The sequence below is a fragment of the Oryzifoliimicrobium ureilyticum genome (genome assembly GCF_037199735.1).
Lineage (GTDB): Bacteria > Pseudomonadota > Alphaproteobacteria > Rhizobiales > Rhizobiaceae > Rhizobium > Rhizobium ureilyticus.
The window spans coordinates 14,098-32,910 of record NZ_JBBBVQ010000033.1 but is presented as its reverse complement, the minus strand read 5'-3'; the positions used below and the strand labels follow the sequence as shown (position 1 = coordinate 32,910).

The window sequence follows — 18,813 nt, the reverse complement described above, 5'->3', positions numbered from 1 at the left end:
GGGCTTCGGCCTTGGCGCGCTTTTCAGGTGTGCTCGCAGCGGCAATAATCTTGCCTGCGCCGTAAAGCTTGGCGAGCTGGATTGCGAACGATCCGACACCTCCAGCCGCACCTTCGATGAGGATGGTTTCGCCCGGTTGAATCTTGGCAGCCTGCCTCAGCGTGATCGCAGCTGTAAGGCCGTGGCCAAGCAGGGCTGCAGCCGCGACAGCGTCGAAACCTTCGGGGAGCGGAATGATCGTCGCGGCCGGAACGGACACATATTGGGCATAGCCGCCAGCACCAGGTGCTGCGAGAACGGGCAGACCGACAGGAATATCGGTTACACCTTCTCCCAATGCTGCGATCGTGCCAGCGGTTTCGGCACCGAGGATGAATGGGGTGGGTGACGCCTCAGGATAGGGGTCCCCGCGACGACGGATGATGTCCGCAAAGTTCATTCCGACAGCCTCGACCTTGATGAGCACTTCACCAGGCCCCGGAACGGGGTCGGGCGCATCCTCATAAATCAGGACTTCGGGGCCGCCTGTTTCGTGGAAACGCACTGCTTTCATGTTGGATATCTCTCATTGCCAGACATATCCGCAATAAGTATTCATGAGATACCTAGTGTCAATTAGGCACTTCAAAGACATCTAGTATCTTCGAGGATACCTTTATGGCCGAAGCTCTCCGCCCCACAGAACACAGCGATCATCTCAGTCGCATGATCTACGATCAGATTGCCGATAAATGGTCGATCCCAATCGTCGCCGCTCTATGTCCTGACGCTTTGTGTTTCAATGCTCTGCGTCGCCAGCTTGACGGCGTCACGCAGAAGACTTTCACGCAAACACTGCGCCAGCTCGAGCGTCTGGGATTGCTCAAACGCGCGGTCATTCTCGTGTCGCCCATTGCAATCGAATATACGGTCTCGCACCTAGGCCAGTCGCTCAAGGAACCCTTCCAAGCTCTCTTCCAGTGGACCGTTGCTCGTGGCGCAGAGATCGAGGCGGCCAAGCAGCGGTTTGATCGCGGCCGGGGTGATCAAGGATTTCGACCACGAGTAGGCGTTGGGGCGCTCATAGCCCTCGCGGAGGTTCATTGCGCCTGAATGTCTACCCCGGATAGAAGTCGTCTGACCGTGTTGTCGGCATCTGGACCGGGACGTAGCGCTGCGCGCTCAACCGGTACCGTCGCGCCTGTTTCACAATCGACCAGGGCAAGGCTTACAAGATGACCATTTGCACGGTCGACTGTCTCCATCGGTACGCCGAAGCCACTAGCATCCCACCGATCCCCCCATTCACGCAGCGCGAGCGTGACTTTCCAGAGATCACGACCCTTTTCCGTCAGATGATACTCATCGCGCGGAGGTCGTTCCTGGTACCGAACGCGTTTCACCAAGCCGCTCTCGGTGAGCTGCTTTAGTCTCGTCGCGAGAGTAGCAGCAGGAATGCCGGTGGTAGTTCGGAGGGCGTCATAGCGATGTATGCCAAGTGCAAGATCGCGAACCAGCAAAAGTGCCCAGCGATCACCAATCACCTCCAAGGCTCCGGCCATCGAGCAACGCATTCCGGAGAAGGATTTCACTTTCACGATCGAAGACCCTTGTAACTTCAATAATTGAAGTATACATGTAGCTCATCCGAAAACAAGAGCCTGGATGTGGTTTTCGCCCGTTCGCGCCTGGAGCAGGTCTGATGGGTATCGACAGCTTCATCACAACTCCCAACCGAAGAATTGCGGTTGATGGCATCGAGTTTGCCTATCGCGATGTATGTTTTCGCACCGGAGTTCCATCGTGATGCTGAACCACCTCGCCGCGACTTTGGACAATTTAGACCCAAGCATTGTCGATGGCCTTGCCGCAGAGCATCGCATCTTGATGCTCGACAATCGCGGTGTCGGAGCATCGAGCGGCACCAGCCCTCGCGACATTGCCAGCATGGCGCGCAACGCTGTCGCCTTCATCAGGGCGATGGGCTTCCAACAGGTCGATCTGCTTGGCTTCTCCAAGGGAAGATTTATCGCGCAGCAGATCGTTCTTGATCATCCCACACTCGTCCGGCTATTGATCCTCATTGGGTCGATGATCGAGGCTGCATTGACCTTCCAGGATCCGAAGGTCTATCTATTCTTCCCGCGAACTTCAAACGGCCGGCGCGCGGTGCATGGGCTCATCGCCCGGCTAAAAGAGCGCGCTTTAGCCCACGATAAGCCGATCGCCTTGGCGTCGTTCGCCAAGCAATTGACCGCGATCAAGCGCTGGGGCCGGCAGGCTCCCCAAGATCTGTCGGTCATTAACCAGCCGATCGTCATCGCATACGGTGACGATGACCTGATGGTGCCGACGCCAACTCACACGATCTCGCCCGCCGCATCCCTGGCGCGAAACTGGCGATCTATGAAGACGCCGGCCACGGCGGCATTTTCCAGCACCACCGCGCTTTCGTGCCCGCAGCGCTTGAGTTCTTACGTCAGTTGCCAGGCACGCCTCCTCTTCCCACCAACCTGAAGGAAGTATGGCCATGACCGATACCCATAGTAGCGCTCTCACACGGTTCATCGCCGTTGACGGTGAAAACATCGCCTATCGCCGCTTCGGCAATGCAGCGAACGGGCAGCCGCCACTTATCCTGATTCAGCATTTTCGCGGTGGAATGGATCACTGGGATCCAGTGATGACCGACGGTCTCGCGGCTGGCCGTGAAGTGATTCTCTATAATGGTCGCGGTATCGCCTCGTCCTCCGGCGCGCCGCGCAATCGGATCGAAGATATGGCCGATGATATTGCGGCATTCATTGTTGCGCTTGGTCTGGGACAAGCCGATCTGCTCGGATTCTCGATCGGCGGCATGCAGGCGCAGGATGTAGTGCTGCGGCATCCGGACCTCATCCGCAGATTGCTGCTGCTTGGCACCGGGCCCCGTGGTGGCACCTTCGGTAGCGACGAACGCGTCATACCCATCGCGACGCGGCCTGAGCCACTTGTCGATGACTTTCTCTTCCTGTTCTTTGGACGCTCTGAGGCGGCAGTTCAAGCAGGACACGACTTCTGGGAACGTCGCCACCAGCGCGTCGACCAAGATAGGCCTACTTCTCTGCTAGCGATGCAGGCGCAGATGGAAGCAAATATCGCTTGGCTGACACCGGTCGATCCAAACGCCCCCCTCGAGCATCTGAGGGCGATCAAGCAACCCACTTTCATTTTGAACGGCATCGACGACGTCATGATCCCGACTGTCAACGCCTTCAACATGGCGCAGGTCATCCCGGACGCTCAGCTTGTCCTCTACCCGGATTCCGGACACGGCGCCCAGTTCCAATATCCCGAACGCTTCCTTGGACATGCAATCCAGTTTCTCAACGAAGCCTGATCGCGGCCCTGTTCCACCTCATTTCACGATAAGGCTCGTAATGACCGAAAATACCTTGTTCGAACCCTACTCCCTCGGCAACCTGAGTCTTGCCAATCGCATCGTCATGTCTCCGCTGACGCGAAATCGCGCAGGCGGGGGGCTGGTCGCAACCGAGCTCATGGCAGAATACTATGGCCAACGCGCCACTGCCGGGCTCATCATCTCCGAAGCGACTCAGATTTCCCGGCAGGGCCAGGGCTATCAGGACACGCCGGGCATTTTCTCCCCCGAGCAGGTAGCGGGGTGGCGCAAAGTGACTGAGACAGTCCACGCTAAGGGCGGAAAGATATTCGCTCAGCTCTGGCATGTCGGACGCGTCAGCCATGTCGCGTTTCAGTCGGACGGCGCCGCTCCCGTAGCGCCATCAGCGATCCACTCGCAGGCTCAGATCTTTGTCAACAATCGCTTCGAGCGCGTCTCTCCACCCCGAGCGTTGGATTTGGCTGAGATCCCCGACATCATCGGGGATTATCGCCGCGCTGCCGCCAACGCGATACAAGCGGGATTTGACGGGATCGAGATTCATGCCGGCAATGGCTATTTGCTCGATCAGTTTGCGCAGGACGGTGCAAACATTCGAACGGACGCCTATGGCGGCTCGATCGAAAATCGCGCGCGGCTAATGCTTGAGGTCACTCAGGCGGTCGCCGACGAAGTGGGTGCAGCCCGTACTGGTATCCGCCTCTCGCCGATCTCGCCTATGAACGATCTCAATAGCAGTGGTTCTCAGGCCCAGTTCGAACATATCGTTGCTGGTCTCGACAGGATCGGCATCGCCTACATCCACGTGTTCGAGATGAACCCTTCCCTTGTCTCATTTGATTACTCCCGGCTCCGACAGATCTTCTCCGGCAGCTACATTGCGAACAACGATTATGATCGCGACCGGGCGGAAGCTGCGCTTGCGGCGGGTCGGGCCGATCTGTTCGCCTTCGGCCGCCCGTTCATCGCCAATCCGGATTTCGTTGAACGCATGCGCACGCGTGCGCCGATCGCATCCATCGATCCTGCAACGCTCTACGGTGGAGGAGCTAAAGGCTACACCGATTACCCTGCAGCGACTTCGTTAGCTTCAGACTGACAGGAAAAGGCATTTACGCCCGACGTGTCCTCCGAAAACAGGAGGGCTGTGACCTGAGCCCCAAGTTATCAAGGATTAGAGCTACCGGTATAAAGGCACATATCTTTTGATCGCTATAGCATTGGTCACAGACTTAGACTGGACGAATGCTCTGATCCCCGAAACTTGAGGGAAAGCAGGTGTCGGGTCATTTTCACTCAAGCAGCTTACCGTAAGTAAGAGCCCTCTCATTGAGGTCAATCTTGGGGAACTCGTCTTCTTCCACTAAAGAGTCCTGCTTGTTCTCCCAAAGAGCGCGGCCCCGCGATTAGAGGCTGCCTCAAAAAGAGGTGGGTGATTTCAACAGGTTATGATTTCTTCGAATTGCGGAGATCAGATGGAGTTCGCGATGGCCTGGACAGACCTCACCCGTCGGCACTATGCCCGGCGAACGGCACGCTACGCAAGCGATTATGACGGATCGGGAATGGGCACTGGTAGAGCCTTTTCTTCCGATGCCCCGCCGCTTGGATCGCCCTCGCACCACGGATTTGCGCGAAGTCGTCAACGCACTGCTTTAAATAGTCACATCGGGTTGTCAGTGGAACATGCTGCCAAAGGATTTTCCTCCCTGCTCGACGGTCCTGCGCTATTTCTATGAATGGCGGGCATTGGGGCTGTGGTCACGCATCAACCATCATCTGGTAATGGAAGCCCGCGAACCGGAGGGCAGAGAGGCCTCACCGACGGCCGGTGTACTCGACAGCCAGAGCGTCAAAACCACGGAAAGCGGCAGTATCTGGGGCTATGACGCGGGAAGGAAGACCAAACGCCGCAAGCGTCATATCATCTTCGATACACTGGGTCTGATGGTCGGCCTCATGGTGCACAGCACTGATGCCCGGGATCGCGACGGTGCTCCCGATCTCCTGAAAACCAATCGTTACAGGTGGCCATGGCTGCTGCACGTCTTCGCCGATGGTTACGCGGGCAACAAGTGAAGCGGCGGCTGAAGAAGATCGGCGGCTGGACGATTAAGATCATCAGGTGCTCGGACAAGGCGAAAGGCATCGAAGTCCTACCCCGCCGCTGGGTCGTCGAGTGCACCTTCGCCTGGCTCGGAATATGCCGCAGACCGGTAAAGGGTGTCGAAAAGCCCCTCGCCTCATCACGGGCCTGGATTATGATTGCCCACATTCGCCTAATCACCAGACGGCTTGCAAGGTATCGATATCGTTGAAGGCTTTTCGAGTCCGACTCTTACGTAGCAGGTGCATGCAGCGGCTTAGAAAGCCCGGACCGAAATTGTCGGAACTGATACAAGGAAGCAGCTGCATATCGCGATCCTCTTCGCGAAGCTCAGGCGTATAAATATATAATATGCGAAAAATCTATTAATATAACGAACAAACGATCAACCACCTCAAAATCCACTTTTAAAATATTCATGACGCTTGTTATACCCCAACATGCTGGGTTGGCGTTCCCATTTGTATCGGGTCATTTGCTCGGGACCAGCTGGGGTTAATTCTGTCAAAGGCGTTTTAATTTTCGACGCTCACTTTCGGCGGAGACATTACTTCTGTGTCTTATGACAAAATAGCTTTTGGTGAAATTTGCTTCGAATGGCATGCTCTGCAAGGTAAACTTGAGTTTTCGCTGCATCCCAAGCCGGAAACAACGATCTTCCTCTTCTGTCATCTCGGCAACTTGACCCGTCAAATAAGCAAGACGGAGTATGAGTATTTTAGTATTGCCGCGCTTTCCAATGAAAGAGCTGAAATCCTGCGGGTTGAGGACCGATGTGAATATGTGTCGGTTAGCATCCCCAACGCTTTGTTTCGTGAGCGCCTCGCTACTTTGATGGATCGGCCGCCCGGTCGTCATATAGAATTCACCAAGGTTCCAGACTCTGATCTTGAAAGCCTCCGTCTTTTAAGGGATCAATTACAAGTGCTGCCAACGATGCCGATCATGAAGATGAAGAGCTTACTTGGATGCAGCAAGGCCAGTTTGCGCAACCTTGTTGTCGATTGTTTTCTCCTACTGTTTCCCAACAACTATCTCGCGACGCTGGAAGATACACCAACCATCGCACCTCGGCACGTCAAACGGGCACTGGGACATATTCACGACAACCCGTGGCGTAACATCGCGCCACAGGCGCTTGCTGATCTCAGTTCTGTCAGCAAGCGGACGCTGCAATACGCGTTTCAATCTGTGACTGGCCAGACTATCAGCGAGTATCAGCGGCTATTGCGCTTGAGCGGTGCTCACGAAATGGTCACAACAAACCTTGATGTTCCCCTAAAATCGATCGCGCAAATGTGGGGTTTCGGCTCCTACGCGGCTTTTGGCCAGAGCTACAAGAAGACGTACGGAATATCTCCAGCGCAGGCACGACACGACGTGCAGCTCAGCACGAAAGCAGGCGCGCAATTGCAGAAGGACTAAGGACAACTTCGGTCGACAGAAATCGCTCTAGAAGCTCCCTTCAAAGATATGCAATTCATGTTTGCTAGGATCATCATCTCGCCAACCAGCAGGACATTATCGCGCAAAAGTATTTTTCATGTGCAGAAAAGAACTCCCTCCCGTGGAAGCATAAGTAATCATCAATCATTGGAACCTCACATTGACTTCACTCGTCGGCAATTAGGCCGACCCGCCTGCATCGTCCGCATTGGTAGAAGATGAGGTGCCTCGCCCGAAAACCTGATCGACCAGGAGACAATCTATGAAGCCCATTTTGCTTGTTGACGACTCAACCACGATGCTCTCCAGCCTATCGAGCATTCTGACGAAGGCAGGCCTTGCTTTTAGGACAGCGTCACACGGGCAGGAAGCGGTCGATATAATTACTCGGGGGTTGGCGCCTTCTCTGGTGATCACGGATTACCATATGCCTGGCATGCATGGCGTCGAGCTCATTGCCCGGCTACGTAAACTCCCCCCGACCCGCTTCACGCCAATGCTTGTTCTGACAACGGACTCGCAGCAGGACAAGCGTGCGGCCGCGAAGGCCGCCGGCGCGACCGGCTGGCTTGTAAAACCCGTCGAGCCAGCCGCACTACTGCAGGTTGTTCGGCAGGTCATGGTCGCCTGACTCTTGGCATTGTGCCGTCGTTGCGTTTACGCTACCGAAAGTTTGAACAATGACGCCTTTTCGATCAAAGCGCACAACGGCGATGTTTGCAGCTATGCTCTTAGCAACGTTTGCGGCATGCGCATTGTTGCTCCCGCAGATGCGCACTCTTTTTATATCATTTTTTGCGACAAGTCTTCTCGCGATAACCTTTTGGACTGGCCACGCTTTGGGGAGCCGCGCCCTACGGACGAACATGATCACAGACGGTGCTGAACCCAGCTGCGGGGACACGGGTAAAAAGATCGTCGCGGAACCGCCGCGTGTTTTGGTGGCCCGCGACCATCGCGCAGACAATGTCATCGATTTCGATAGGTCTGTTACGGAACGAATCGGCGTCCTAGAACCGATGACGGCCGACATTGAACGGCTTGCATCGCACCTTAGCGAATATCCGGTCTACGTGGACCTTTTGAAGCAGCAGCTTCATTCCGTCGCGACCGTCAGCCAGAATGCTGCGGAAAGCCTACTGGCGAGCCTCCTTGACGTCGACCAGCGCGTGACCACGCTCATGAGCTTTTTACAGAGTGCCGGTTCGAGCGATAGTTCGGAACGCATTCTCGGACGCATCGAGGATCAACTTTCCGGTTGTCGACAGCATCTGGTCAACCTTGCGGAGGAGCAGAAGCAGTCCTCACTCGATTCCATCGCTTTCCAGTCCAAGCTAGCAGCGGAAACCGACAGCGTTCTTGAGGTCCTAGACGGTGTACAGCAGATCGCGCGCCAAACCACCATGCTATCCCTCAACGTATCGATCGAGGCTGCGCGCGTCGGTGATCTGGGAAAGGGCTTCGCGGTCATAGCACATGAAATCCGTTCGCTGGCAGGTGAGGTGCGGAATCTTGCCGATAACGTCCACGAGCGCGTATCCGGGCTAATGGCATCCGTGGGCGCCGATCTGAGGGAACAATCACGGAAGAGACAGGACACTGAGACGCAGGCCATGGGCAAGGTCACGGATGCGCTTGGCCTACTCACAACCAATCTTCTCTTGCTTCTGCAGCATCAGCGCGAAGTTCTCGGACGCGTGAAGTCTGAGAACGAGGATATCGCTGAGCCGATTCTGTCTATGATGGGCAGCATCCAGTTTCAGGATATTGTGCGCCAGCAGATCGAGCAGATCACGTCGATGGCGCAAGAAGTCGAGAAACATATCGGAGAAATGCGTCAAGGTCTCGCAACGCCCATGACTATCATGGGAATCGAGACGTTGACAGAAAAACTCGAAAAAATGTCCTCATTCTATGTCATGCGAGAGCAGCGGGACATCCACAGCGCGGTGCTTGGAACTGGTGGTGCAGTGGCAGCGCCTGTCGTCAGTATCGAACTTTTTTGATTGGAGGCGGTGGCGTCTCTCAACAGCTTCGGGTCCGTTTAAAGGACGCGACAGCATGGAATTGGTTCACGAGCTATTCCGTAAGTGAACATGTATTGCCAAGGTGCAATATAAGCGCGCTTCTAGCTAGGCCGGAAGCCAAAATCCAATCTCGCGCAAGCCCCCATAGAAAACCTCTGCCTGCCTTTCACAAGTTTACCCTGGCGGAGACATTCATGACACTCGTTAAAAAATACCAGAGGCAGATCAGCGACGCGATGGTCGGCTCGGGCCCCACGCGCGTCGGCAACGCATCGACTTCACGCGATGCCGACCAGCAACGCAAACGCGCGCGCACGCTCGCCAAGCAGCAGCAGGCTGCTGAGCGCATTGCCGCGGCAACGGCCGAGATCGCGGCCGGCATCAACGAAGCGGCGTCGGCAGCAGAGGAGCTAAAGCGGGCGTCCGACCAGATTGCGGCCGGTGCCACTGAAGCCTCAAATGCCGCACAGGAATCGCTGGTCGCTTGCCGCCAGATGGGTGACTCGATCACGCGCCAGATGCGTGCATCTGAAAAGGGCCAGGCGAAGATGGAGAATACGCAGGCGATTGTCCTGCGGACGAACAACGAGGTAGCTGCGCTGATCGCGAACGTCGGCGTTGCCGCCAACCGCCAGAAAGCCTCCGTCGAACTCATCGCCGAGCTTGAAAAGCAAGCAGCCAATATCGGAGATATCGTCAAGGCTGTCGGGCGCATTGCCGATCAGACGAACCTTCTGGCCCTCAATGCGGCTATCGAGGCAGCCCGTGCCGGCAAGCATGGCAAGGGCTTTGCCGTCGTCGCCGATGAAGTGCGTACGCTTGCAGAAACCTCCGAAAAATCCGCCAAGCAGATCGCCGATCTGGTCGGCCAGATTCAGGCTGATGTGAAGAGCATCACGACCGGCATCAACGCTTCTGCAGAGGCAATCAACGACGAAATCGAGAAGAGCAAGCTCGTTAGCGAGCAGTTGGAACAGATCCGGCAAGATGCGATCCAGGTTTTGACAGGCATCCGCGAAATTGCGGCCGGTGCCGTCCAGTCAAACGCAGCGGCTCTTCAGGCTCTCAAGGGCTCTGAAGAAATTGCGGCCGCAGCCGAGGAACAGTCGGCCGCGGCCGAAGAATCAGCAAAGTCGGTGCAGGAGCAGTCCCAGGCGCTGGCGCAGTGCGAGCAGACCGCCCAGATTCTGACCGAGCTGGCAGAAGACCTGAAGAACTCCACCGATATCTCCAAGAGCTCTGAAGAAATGGCGTCATCGTCAGAGGAACTGTCGTCCGCCATCCAGGAGATCAACCGCTCCTCGAGCCAGGTGCAAACCGCGCTAGATGAGATCCGCCGTGGCTCGCAGGCATCCGCATCAGCAACTGCTGAGTCTGCGGCGGCCATGGGCCAGATCGAGCGTGGGCTGCAAATCGCTCAAGGGCGCGCCACAGAAAGCGTCGACAGGCTAACGGCCATGAAGAGCCTACTTGCACGCAACAAGACTTCCGTAGACGCCCTCATTGGCGGAATTCAGAACTCGGCGACCTCGACGCGCATCAGCATCAGTCAGGTCAAGGATCTCGCAGTTGTCTCACGCCGCATCGACAAGATCGTCGAAGCGATCGCGACGGTTTCGGTGCAGACGAACATGCTGGCCGTCAACGGCTCGATCGAAGCTGCACGCGCCGGCGAGTTTGGCAAGGGCTTTGCCGTCGTTGCTACCGACATCCGCAATCTCGCACGTGATTCGGCCGAGAATGCCGACAGTATCAAGGATCTCGTCAAGGCGGTGCAAGATCAGATCAACACCGTGAGCAGAGATCTCGACGAGATGGTCGAAGCAGCGCTGAGCGAAGTCGAGAAGGCCAACACCACGACGACCAACCTGGTGGCGATCGAAGGCGAAGTAGCGGACGTTCTCAATGGTGCCGCGGAAATTCTTGCAAGCGCCAACGAGATCGCTGCCGCAATCTCTCAGACGAAGCTGGGAATCGACCAGATTTCGGCAGCTGCCCAGCAATCGGAACGTGCGGCTGACGAAGCATCGACCGCGGCACGCCAGCAGTCCCAGGGCGCGGAGGAACTCGTTCGAGCCGTCGAGGAAATCGCTTCCCTCGCTGACGAACTTCAGACCGCAGCCTGATCGGATCGTACCATGTCATTTGACCAAGCCATCTCAGATATGGAAGACACGCCCGACGTTGAGACGAGAAGCAATCAGTTCGTCACGTTCTCGGTAGAAGGAGAGATTTTTGCGGCGCCCATGGCGCCGGTCCAAGAAATCATCCGCGTCCCCAATCTGGCGCAGGTTCCCCTGGCGCCCCCTTCCCTCCTCGGCCTCGCAAATCTGCGCGGTCGTATCCTGCCGATTGTTAATCTCCGTCGCATCTTCGGTCTCGCGGACATCAAAGATACTGATGCCACCCGCGCGCTCGTTATCAATCTGGGGACGCCCCTCGGCTTTGTAGTCGATCGGGTTGCAAGTGTAATTGCGGTCGACGAGTCCGATATCGAGCCAGCAAAGACGATTGGCGCCAGCGTCGATGCCCGTCTTCTGACGGGCATGGTCAAGCTGTCGAATGGCGAGATCATTATGATCCTCGACTTCGCCCAAATCATAGCCCGGGAGTTCGTGAGAACGCCCATGGACAGCGGCAAATCCGGCATTGCCATTACGGCCGATGTCGCGGCGGCATCCAATGAAGAAGAGGACGAGGTCAACGCCGACGAAATCCAGCTCGTGTCTTTCACGGTCGAGGGACAGGAATATGCAGCCGACATCGCCGCTGTTCAGGAAATCGTCCAGATGCCAGACCGGGTGGTCGCGATTCCCAACGCTCCGCTGCACGTGCTCGGCCTCATGACACTCCGGGAAAGGCTGCTGCCACTCGTATCGCTGCGGGTCCTTCTCGGCTTGCCGGAAAAGATCGAGAATGAAGCCCAACGCATCATCGTTCTCGGGCTCAGCGAAGGTCAGGCCGTTGGTGTCGTTGCCGACAGTGTCGACGAGGTTCTGCGGGTGCCGCGAGATCAGGCCGAAACCCTTCCGGCCATCCTCGCAAGCCGTGGCGGGCTCGAGGAAATATCGGCTGTCTGCCGCCTGGAAGGTGGCAAGCGGCTTGTCTCGATCCTCGATACTGTCCAGATGTTCGCCAATGCCGCCATGAAGACGGCACTGGCTGAGTCAAGCGCCATGGAGACTGACATGATCGACGCCGATAGCGATATGGATGAGCGTGATATTGCGGAGGACGAGGAGCAGGTCGTCGTTTTTCGTCTCGGCAGCGAGGAGTTCGGCGTGCCGATCGCCGCGGTACACGAGATAGTGCGGATACCCGAGAGCCTGACGCGGGTTCCCACGTCACCCTCCTTCGTGGAAGGCGTCATAAACCTTCGGGGCGCTGTCCTACCGGTAATCGACCAGCGTCGGCGGCTGAGCCTTGAGGACATCGAGCGGAACGACCGCCAGCGCATCATGGTTTACGCTCTGAACGGCCAGCGGACAGGCTTCATCGTGGATAGCGTCACTGAGGTTCTGAAAATTCCGCGGAACGCCATCGAACACTCGCCCCGCCTCTCGTCAGACCAGCGCCGCATCCTCGGACGTGTGGCCAATCTCGAGCGGCAGAAGCGCATGATCATACTGATGGATCCCGATGCTCTCCTGTCGGAGACGGAACTCGCGGATCTGGAGGCGTAGTCGAGCATGCCACTCAAGGTTCTTGTCGTGGACGATTCCGCGCTGATGCGAAAGCATCTGACGACGCTGCTGAACGCGGAAGGTTTCGAAGTGCATATCGCCCGAACTGGGCGGGAGGCCTTGACGGAGTTGTCCTTCTTCAAGCCCGACGTTGTCACGCTCGATATCAACATGCCGGAAATGGATGGGCTGACGGCTCTCGCACACATCATGACAGAGCGGCCAACGCCGACCGTCATGGTGTCTTCCCTGACAGAAAGAGGAGCCCTGGCAACGTTGGAGGCTCTGGCGCTTGGGGCCGTTGACTACATCGCCAAACCCGGAGGAACGATCTCGCTTTCGATCGACGCCATTTCTGGCAGCATCGTTCAGAAAGTCAGAGCTGCGTCTGAGGCGCGCNCCTGGCAACGTTGGAGGCTCTGGCGCTTGGGGCCGTTGACTACATCGCCAAACCCGGAGGAACGATCTCGCTTTCGATCGACGCCATTTCTGGCAGCATCGTTCAGAAAGTCAGAGCTGCGTCTGAGGCGCGCATCCGGGGGCGCCCGGGGCGCGGCGAGCGCTACACGTCGCCCGTCCCGGTATCGACTTCGGCGCCTGCCGCAGCTTCTGCCCGGGCTTCGCTCATCAAGGACGCGGCAGTTCGCAAGCGCACTTATCCGGTGAGCGATAGCCAGTTCGGTCTTGTGTTGATCGGCGTTTCCACCGGGGGTCCTCGCACGCTCGAGGAGGTCTTGCCGTTTCTGCCAGCTACGCTTCCGTGGCCTGTGCTGGTCGCCCAGCATATGCCGCCTTCGTTCACGGCATCGCTTGCGTCGCGCCTCGACGGGCTCTGCCCACTGGAGGTTCGCGAAGGGGTGAGTATGGAGGAACTGCGGCCTGGGCGGATCTACATTGCGCGTGGCGGCACGGACATGGTCGTCGCTCAGCGCGGCAGCAAGCTCGTCATCGTCAACCGGCCCGAGTCCCCGGCCCATACATGGCATCCATCGGTGGAACTTATGGTGCAGTCAGCAGCCGGACTTGTTCCGGCTGAAAAGCTGATCGCGGTCCAGCTCACTGGCATGGGACATGACGGCGCTCAGGCGATGACGGATTTGAGGAAAGCCGGCGGTCGGACGATCGCCGAGAGCGACGAGACCGCTGTCATCTTCGGGATGCCAGCCGAGCTGATCAAGCGCGGCGGCGCGGAATGCGTGCTTCCCAGCGGAAAGATTGCTCAACAGATTCGGCAATGGATCGGCCGAGCATGACGAATCGGAGAGGATAGATAGCCATGCCGATCACGAAACCTAAAACACGCGACTTATCCGACGCCAGTCACGCCCCGATCGGTGAGCGTCCGATTGCTGAATTGGTCGCAACTCTTCGGAGCGATGATCAAACCGTTCGCCTTTGCGCGATCCGCAGCCTCGGGATCAGCGGCGGCGCGCCAGCCATTGATGCTCTGTGTCGACACCTTGTCGCCGAGAACGATCGCTCGACGCGGGACGTCATCGCCGTTGAACTCGCCCGTCTCGGCGGAGAGCCCGTCGTGGAAGGCCTGATGCCACTGCTCCGGTCCGATGATGCCGCGTTGCGCAACATCGCCATCGACGTTCTGAAAGAACTGCCTGCAGATGTGGCCCCGCGTATGGAAGCGCTACTCGACGATCCTGACCCGGATGTTCGCATCTTTCTTGTCAACGTGCTGGAAGCCCTGCGCCACCCGGCTGTCGAGGATTGGCTCGTCGCCGTCATCACCATGGACACCAATATCAACGTGGTCGGCACGGCGCTCGATCTTCTCTACGAGGTCGGGTCATCGGCATCCGTTCCTGCTCTCCGCGCAGCTATCGCTCGGTTCCCGGATCAGCCCTTCGTGACGTTCTCGGCTGAAAATGCGCTGCGTCGGATCGGAAGCACAGCATGAGCGCAGTAAAAGATATTACTTCAGATGATTTCGCGCGGTTCTCTGAATATTTCTATCGCAAGACAGGCATCCACTTTGACAACAGCAAGCGCTATTTTGTCGACCGTCGGCTCACCGACCGGATCTCGGCGACCGGCAGCCAAGATTTCAATACCTATTTCCGCCTACTTCGGCTCAATCCATCTGGAAGCGAAACGCAGGTGCTGACCAATCTCATGACGGTCAACGAGACCTACTTCTTCCGGGAAGCTTACCAGTTCGATTGTTTGACCGACTTCATCCTCGCGGAAATCGTCCGTCAGAAACGGTCAGGCGACCCGATCCGCATCTGGTCGATGCCATGCTCTTCGGGCGAAGAACCCTATTCTATCGCGATCCATCTCATGGAGAGGTGGGCGCATATCGATCGGTATGACGTCGAGATCTTCGGATCCGACATCGATACAACCATCCTCACCAGCGCACAGACCGGCATCTATTCGCAGCGCTCCGTCCAGGGCGTGTCCCCGAGCCAACTGAAGAAGTATTTTACCAAACTCAGGGACGGGAACTGGCAGATCTGCCAGGACCTGCGGGATTCGGTTGAGTTCGTGCGGACCAATCTCAATGACACCGTCGATCTGGCGCGGTTCAGCCGGGTGGATGTTATCTTTTGCCGCAACCTCCTCATCTATTTCGATGACATGTCGAGGCGCGCTGCGGCTGAAGCCTTTTATGAAACCATGAGCCCTGGGGCGTTCATCTGTCTGGGCCATTCAGAATCGATGAGCCGAATTTCAAGCCTGTTCAAGGTGCGCCGTTTTGGCAGCACCATCGTCTACCAAAAGCCATTGCCGGGAGAAGTCTCCGCATGAAACATATCCTGATCATAGACGATGCGACGACGGTGCGCATGTACCACCGCCAGGTCCTGTCTGAAGCCGGCTTTGCAGTCGACGAGAGCATCAACGGCGTAGAAGCGCTCGAAAAGGCGCTGACGAAGCACTACGACCTGTTCGTCGTGGACGTCAACATGCCGAAAATGGACGGCTACAGGTTCCTGCGCGAACTTCGCTCGAACGCCGACCTCCATCAGGCGCCGGCGGTGATGGTATCGACCGAGGCCGAGGACAAAGATCGTGATGCCGCATGGGCCGCCGGGGCCAATTACTACATGACGAAGCCGACCAAGCCAGAAGCCCTGACGCGTGTCGCCCATCTTCTCACGGGAGACGCCCAATGAGCCCTCTTTTCGAACAATTCCTGATCGAGGGCCGCGATTTCCTCGAGCAGATCGGCCAGAAGCTGCTGTCGCTGGAGGAAGATCCCGGCAACGAAGATATGATCGGCGAGATCTTCCGTGCCGTCCATACGCTAAAGGGCAATTCCGGGCTTTTCGATATGCCGAGCCTCACCAGCGTCGTCCACGCCGCCGAGGATCTTCTGGATCGAGTGCGCGACAGCACGATGGAGATGACGCCTGCGCTGACAGATGCGCTTTTGGAAGCCATGGACTTTGTCAACCGGCTCCTGGAGGACGTCGAGAGCCACGGCGCGATCCGACCGGAATATTCCGCCCAGTCGGCCGATATTGCTGTCCGGCTGCGCAACCTCCTGACGGCGCGCGAACAGCAAGCCATTGGTCTTTCCGAGGAGGAGCCGTCTTCCGTTGATCCGCCTTCCGGCTGGTTATGGCTTGGCCGCGTTCCCGATTGCGAGCGGCTTGCGGCATTCCAGACCATTGCGACTGCGACACCGGTATCCCTTTCCGCCATTCGTTACCGGCCGGAACCTGAATGCTTTTTCAAGGGTGAGGATCCAGTTCTCCTAGTGCGCACGGCGCCCGGCATCCTTATCTTTGACATCACCACGCCGGAGCCGTGGCCTGAAGCCGCGGCACTGGACGTCTACCGCTGCAACCTGCAGCTTGATCTCGTCTGCTCGGCAAGTCGCGAGGAGGTAGAGCGCCATTTCCGCTATGTCCGCGATCAGACGGCCTTCTACACGGTACCGGCCGTTGCGCTCGCTTTGCCGTCGGGCGGAAGCGGGGCGAAGACGGTGGGCGCGGTGGACGATGCCATGATCGCCCCGATCTATCTGGAACAGGCGCGGGAAAGACTTGAGGCGGGAGACATCGACGGCCTGCTCGCCGTCACGAGCACCGCGCTCGACATGATCAATCCCGCACTGCATGCCGCTTCAGCCCTTCGTTGGGTAAAAAGGCTTGTGGAGACCGGAGCTGGCGTTGGTCCCATCTCATTTCTGCTAGACGCTCTTTCCAGAAACGACCTACCGGATTGGCAGTCCTACGTCGACCCCGTTGATGGAAAACGGGCTCCCGTAACCATGCCAACCCTTCACGCGCCCGCAGGGGAGCGGGCCTCGGCGCGCCGGACTAGCGATCCAGAACAGGCAAGTCTTGCGGACGATCTTGTCAAAACCCAGATCGTCATGCTGCAGCGGCCAAGCTGCCCGGTCGAGCTTGCCGGACGTATCCGCTCCGTTCGCAACGTCATTGCCAACCTGTTGGGTGCCACGGGCGAAACGAATGTCCTCGCGCCTCTTGACGAGGCAACGCATGTCGCTCTTGAGGGTGCAGAGGCGGCGCCACTAATAGCTTTCCTCGACACGCTCTCCTTTTCGGCCGAAACTGCGCGCGAACATATCGAGGTTCCGACCCTTGAGCCGCCGCTGATTATCACGGAGACCCTGGTTCGAGAAGTCGTTCTCGAAGGCGCGTCGGCTTCGGCGGCTCATGCTCGTTCCGTGCCCCCCTCGCCGGCTCCACGTCCCGCGATGCTTGATCCAAATGCTGGGGATCCGGGCAAACGGACGGTCGATGCGGCTGGCGCCGACCGGGGTGTCCGGGTTCTCAAAGTGCCGCAGGAAAAAGTTGATCGCCTCATGGACCTTATCGGCGAGATGGTCGTTGCGAAGAACGCACTTCCCTATCTCGCTGCCCGGGCGGAGGATCACTACGGCTCGCGTGACCTTGGCCGCGAGATCAAATCTCAGTATGCGATCATTAACCGGATCGCGGAGGAAATGCAGGATGGCATCATGCAGGTGCGCATGTTGCCTGTCGGCGCAGTGTTTCAACGCTTTCCGCGGCTGGTGCGCGACGTTTCGCGCCAGCTCGGCAAACTGGTGCGGCTGGTGGTCGAGGGTGAGGACACCGAAGCTGACAAGAACATCGTTGAATCGCTTGCCGATCCGATGATCCACATCCTGCGCAACAGCCTCGATCACGGGCTGGAAACGCCGGAGGTACGCAAGGGCCAGAACAAGCCGGAAGAAGGGCGCCTGACTGTGCGCGCGAGCCAGGAAGGCGATCGGGTTCTGATCGAGATCGAGGATGACGGTAAAGGCATCGACCCCGACCTCATCAAGCGCAAGGCTTTTGAAAAGGGCTTGATCGACGAGCAGCGGCTGGAGACGCTGACCGATGCGGAAGCGGTGCAACTCGTCTTTGCCGCCGGCTTCTCGACCGCCGACCAGATCTCTAGCCTGTCCGGCCGGGGCGTCGGCATGGATGTCGTCAAGTCGAGCCTCGAGAAGGTCGGCGGACAGGTGCAACTGACCAGCGTAAAGGGCAAGGGAACGCGCATTTTTCTGTCGCTGCCCTTGTCGATGAGCATTTCAAACGTGATGATGGTGCACATCGCTGGCCAGCAATACGGCGTTCCGATGGAAAGCGTGGTGGAAACGGTGCGCGTCGCCGGCACGGACATTCATGCCTTCAAAGACCAACGAACAGCAGTCCTGCGAGGGCGTATCGTGCCGCTTTACGATGCCAGTCAGCTGCTTTCCAGCGACACCGTTTCCCAGCCGAACCCAGACGGGGAATATGCCGTGCTTGTCGTGCGTGTCGGCGGGCAAACCGTCGGTATCATCGTTGATGGTTTCGCTCAGACGATCGACGTCATCCTCAAGCCGCTCGAGGGACCGCTCGCCGGCATCTCCGGCTTCAGTGGCAGCGCCCTGCTCGGCGACGGCAGTGTTCTACTTGTGGTCAACCTAAAGGAACTCCTCTGATGACCATCAGATTTCTGAAGACAAAGGTCGTTCTGTCGAAAAATTGCACGGTGGAGGAGGCCGAGGAGATCGTACAATGGCTCATCAACAACCGGAAGGCAGAGTTAGACATGCGCGAGGTGACCCATTTACACACGGCTTGCCTGCAGGCGATCGCGGCCGTCGGCAACCGTATTTCCGCTCTACCGGCCGATCCGTTCTGTGCGCAGGCACTTCAACGCCTCGGACGTGCATGATGCTTG

The 18,813-nt window shown here is 57.8% G+C and carries 18 protein-coding genes and 1 pseudogene; 17 read left to right on the top strand and 2 right to left on the bottom strand.

The genetic code is table 11. From position 1 onward, the window contains the following. On the bottom strand, positions 1 to 553 hold a 553-nt coding region (locus VQ830_RS26930), incomplete at its 3' end, for a quinone oxidoreductase family protein (protein WP_337271237.1). 104 nt (positions 554 to 657) lie between these two features. On the opposite strand from VQ830_RS26930, the gene VQ830_RS26925 reads away from it, so the two are divergent. Further along, positions 658 to 1,092 carry a winged helix-turn-helix transcriptional regulator gene (locus tag VQ830_RS26925; RefSeq protein WP_337271236.1) on the top strand — a complete coding sequence of 145 codons (435 nt, stop codon included), beginning with the start codon at positions 658 to 660 and terminating at the stop codon, positions 1,090 to 1,092. On the opposite strand, the gene VQ830_RS26920 is transcribed toward VQ830_RS26925, so the two are convergent. Then, positions 1,080 to 1,577: a winged helix-turn-helix transcriptional regulator gene (locus tag VQ830_RS26920; RefSeq protein WP_337271235.1), complete on the bottom strand. Its 498-nt coding sequence runs from the start codon at positions 1,575 to 1,577 to the stop codon at positions 1,080 to 1,082. The genes VQ830_RS26925 and VQ830_RS26920 overlap by 13 nt on opposite strands. Before the next feature lie 208 nt (positions 1,578 to 1,785). Here VQ830_RS26920 and VQ830_RS26915 point away from each other — a divergent pair, with 208 nt between their 5' ends. From VQ830_RS26915 to VQ830_RS26840, 16 genes and pseudogenes are all read left to right on the top strand, one after another. Next, positions 1,786 to 2,496: an alpha/beta fold hydrolase gene (locus VQ830_RS26915; protein WP_337271238.1), complete on the top strand. Its 711-nt coding sequence runs from the start codon at positions 1,786 to 1,788 to the stop codon at positions 2,494 to 2,496. A 13-nt stretch (positions 2,497 to 2,509) separates the two neighbouring features. After that, entirely contained in the window at positions 2,510 to 3,358 is an 849-nt protein-coding gene (locus VQ830_RS26910) for an alpha/beta fold hydrolase (RefSeq protein WP_337271234.1), read from the top strand. Between the two features lie 40 nt (positions 3,359 to 3,398). Next, the gene (locus VQ830_RS26905; RefSeq protein ID WP_337271233.1) at positions 3,399 to 4,481 is read left to right on the top strand and encodes an alkene reductase; all 1,083 of its coding nucleotides are present in this window, start codon (positions 3,399 to 3,401) and stop codon (positions 4,479 to 4,481) included. A gap of 388 nt (positions 4,482 to 4,869) precedes the next feature. Continuing rightward, positions 4,870 to 5,700: pseudogene (locus VQ830_RS26900) on the top strand (IS5 family transposase). A 344-nt stretch (positions 5,701 to 6,044) separates the two neighbouring features. Further along, positions 6,045 to 6,914, top strand: coding sequence for a helix-turn-helix domain-containing protein (locus VQ830_RS26895; RefSeq protein WP_337271232.1), 870 nt, complete (start codon positions 6,045 to 6,047; stop codon positions 6,912 to 6,914). 283 nt (positions 6,915 to 7,197) lie between these two features. Beyond that, entirely contained in the window at positions 7,198 to 7,566 is a 369-nt protein-coding gene (locus tag VQ830_RS26890) for a response regulator (protein ID WP_337271231.1), read from the top strand. Between the two features lie 235 nt (positions 7,567 to 7,801). Further along, entirely contained in the window at positions 7,802 to 8,941 is a 1,140-nt protein-coding gene (locus VQ830_RS26885) for a methyl-accepting chemotaxis protein (RefSeq protein ID WP_337271230.1), read from the top strand. Between the two features lie 215 nt (positions 8,942 to 9,156). Then, a complete protein-coding gene (locus VQ830_RS26880; protein ID WP_337271229.1) occupies positions 9,157 to 11,088 on the top strand; it encodes a methyl-accepting chemotaxis protein in 1,932 nt (643 codons plus the stop codon). Between the two features lie 12 nt (positions 11,089 to 11,100). Then, positions 11,101 to 12,645 (top strand): chemotaxis protein CheW, encoded by a 1,545-nt coding sequence (locus tag VQ830_RS26875; RefSeq protein WP_337271228.1) that lies wholly within the window; start codon positions 11,101 to 11,103, stop codon positions 12,643 to 12,645. A 6-nt stretch (positions 12,646 to 12,651) separates the two neighbouring features. After that, positions 12,652 to 13,311 (top strand): response regulator, encoded by a 660-nt coding sequence (locus VQ830_RS26870; protein ID WP_337271227.1) that lies wholly within the window; start codon positions 12,652 to 12,654, stop codon positions 13,309 to 13,311. After that, positions 13,308 to 13,898 carry a CheB methylesterase domain-containing protein gene (locus tag VQ830_RS26865; RefSeq protein WP_337271226.1) on the top strand — a complete coding sequence of 197 codons (591 nt, stop codon included), beginning with the start codon at positions 13,308 to 13,310 and terminating at the stop codon, positions 13,896 to 13,898. The genes VQ830_RS26870 and VQ830_RS26865 overlap by 4 nt, the downstream gene beginning before the upstream one ends. A 23-nt stretch (positions 13,899 to 13,921) precedes the next feature. Then, positions 13,922 to 14,557, top strand: coding sequence for a HEAT repeat domain-containing protein (locus tag VQ830_RS26860; RefSeq protein WP_337271225.1), 636 nt, complete (start codon positions 13,922 to 13,924; stop codon positions 14,555 to 14,557). Beyond that, entirely contained in the window at positions 14,554 to 15,411 is an 858-nt protein-coding gene (locus VQ830_RS26855) for a CheR family methyltransferase (RefSeq protein ID WP_337271224.1), read from the top strand. The genes VQ830_RS26860 and VQ830_RS26855 overlap by 4 nt, the downstream gene beginning before the upstream one ends. Continuing rightward, a complete protein-coding gene (locus VQ830_RS26850) occupies positions 15,408 to 15,779 on the top strand; it encodes a response regulator (protein WP_337271223.1) in 372 nt (123 codons plus the stop codon). Before VQ830_RS26855 ends, VQ830_RS26850 begins: the two co-directional genes overlap by 4 nt. Then, entirely contained in the window at positions 15,776 to 18,571 is a 2,796-nt protein-coding gene (locus VQ830_RS26845) for a chemotaxis protein CheA (protein ID WP_337271222.1), read from the top strand. The genes VQ830_RS26850 and VQ830_RS26845 overlap by 4 nt, the downstream gene beginning before the upstream one ends. Then, positions 18,571 to 18,807 carry a hypothetical protein gene (locus VQ830_RS26840; RefSeq protein WP_337271221.1) on the top strand — a complete coding sequence of 79 codons (237 nt, stop codon included), beginning with the start codon at positions 18,571 to 18,573 and terminating at the stop codon, positions 18,805 to 18,807. Before VQ830_RS26845 ends, VQ830_RS26840 begins: the two co-directional genes overlap by 1 nt. The last annotated feature ends 6 nt before the right edge of the window (positions 18,808 to 18,813 follow it).

Bases quoted from the DNA above. Each gene is read 5' to 3' on its own strand.
- VQ830_RS26885 (WP_337271230.1), top strand. From the start codon at position 7,802: ATGATCACAGACGGTGCTGAACCCAGCTGCGGGGACACGGGTAAAAAG.
- VQ830_RS26850 (WP_337271223.1), top strand. From the start codon at position 15,408: ATGAAACATATCCTGATCATAGACGATGCGACGACGGTGCGCATGTAC.
- VQ830_RS26880 (WP_337271229.1), top strand. From the start codon at position 9,157: ATGACACTCGTTAAAAAATACCAGAGGCAGATCAGCGACGCGATGGTC.
- VQ830_RS26855 (WP_337271224.1), top strand. From the start codon at position 14,554: ATGAGCGCAGTAAAAGATATTACTTCAGATGATTTCGCGCGGTTCTCT.
- VQ830_RS26845 (WP_337271222.1), top strand. From the start codon at position 15,776: ATGAGCCCTCTTTTCGAACAATTCCTGATCGAGGGCCGCGATTTCCTC.
- VQ830_RS26890 (WP_337271231.1), top strand. From the start codon at position 7,198: ATGAAGCCCATTTTGCTTGTTGACGACTCAACCACGATGCTCTCCAGC.
- VQ830_RS26925 (WP_337271236.1), top strand. From the start codon at position 658: ATGGCCGAAGCTCTCCGCCCCACAGAACACAGCGATCATCTCAGTCGC.
- VQ830_RS26915 (WP_337271238.1), top strand. From the start codon at position 1,786: ATGCTGAACCACCTCGCCGCGACTTTGGACAATTTAGACCCAAGCATT.
- VQ830_RS26840 (WP_337271221.1), top strand. From the start codon at position 18,571: ATGACCATCAGATTTCTGAAGACAAAGGTCGTTCTGTCGAAAAATTGC.
- VQ830_RS26910 (WP_337271234.1), top strand. From the start codon at position 2,510: ATGACCGATACCCATAGTAGCGCTCTCACACGGTTCATCGCCGTTGAC.
- VQ830_RS26860 (WP_337271225.1), top strand. From the start codon at position 13,922: ATGCCGATCACGAAACCTAAAACACGCGACTTATCCGACGCCAGTCAC.
- VQ830_RS26875 (WP_337271228.1), top strand. From the start codon at position 11,101: ATGTCATTTGACCAAGCCATCTCAGATATGGAAGACACGCCCGACGTT.
- VQ830_RS26905 (WP_337271233.1), top strand. From the start codon at position 3,399: ATGACCGAAAATACCTTGTTCGAACCCTACTCCCTCGGCAACCTGAGT.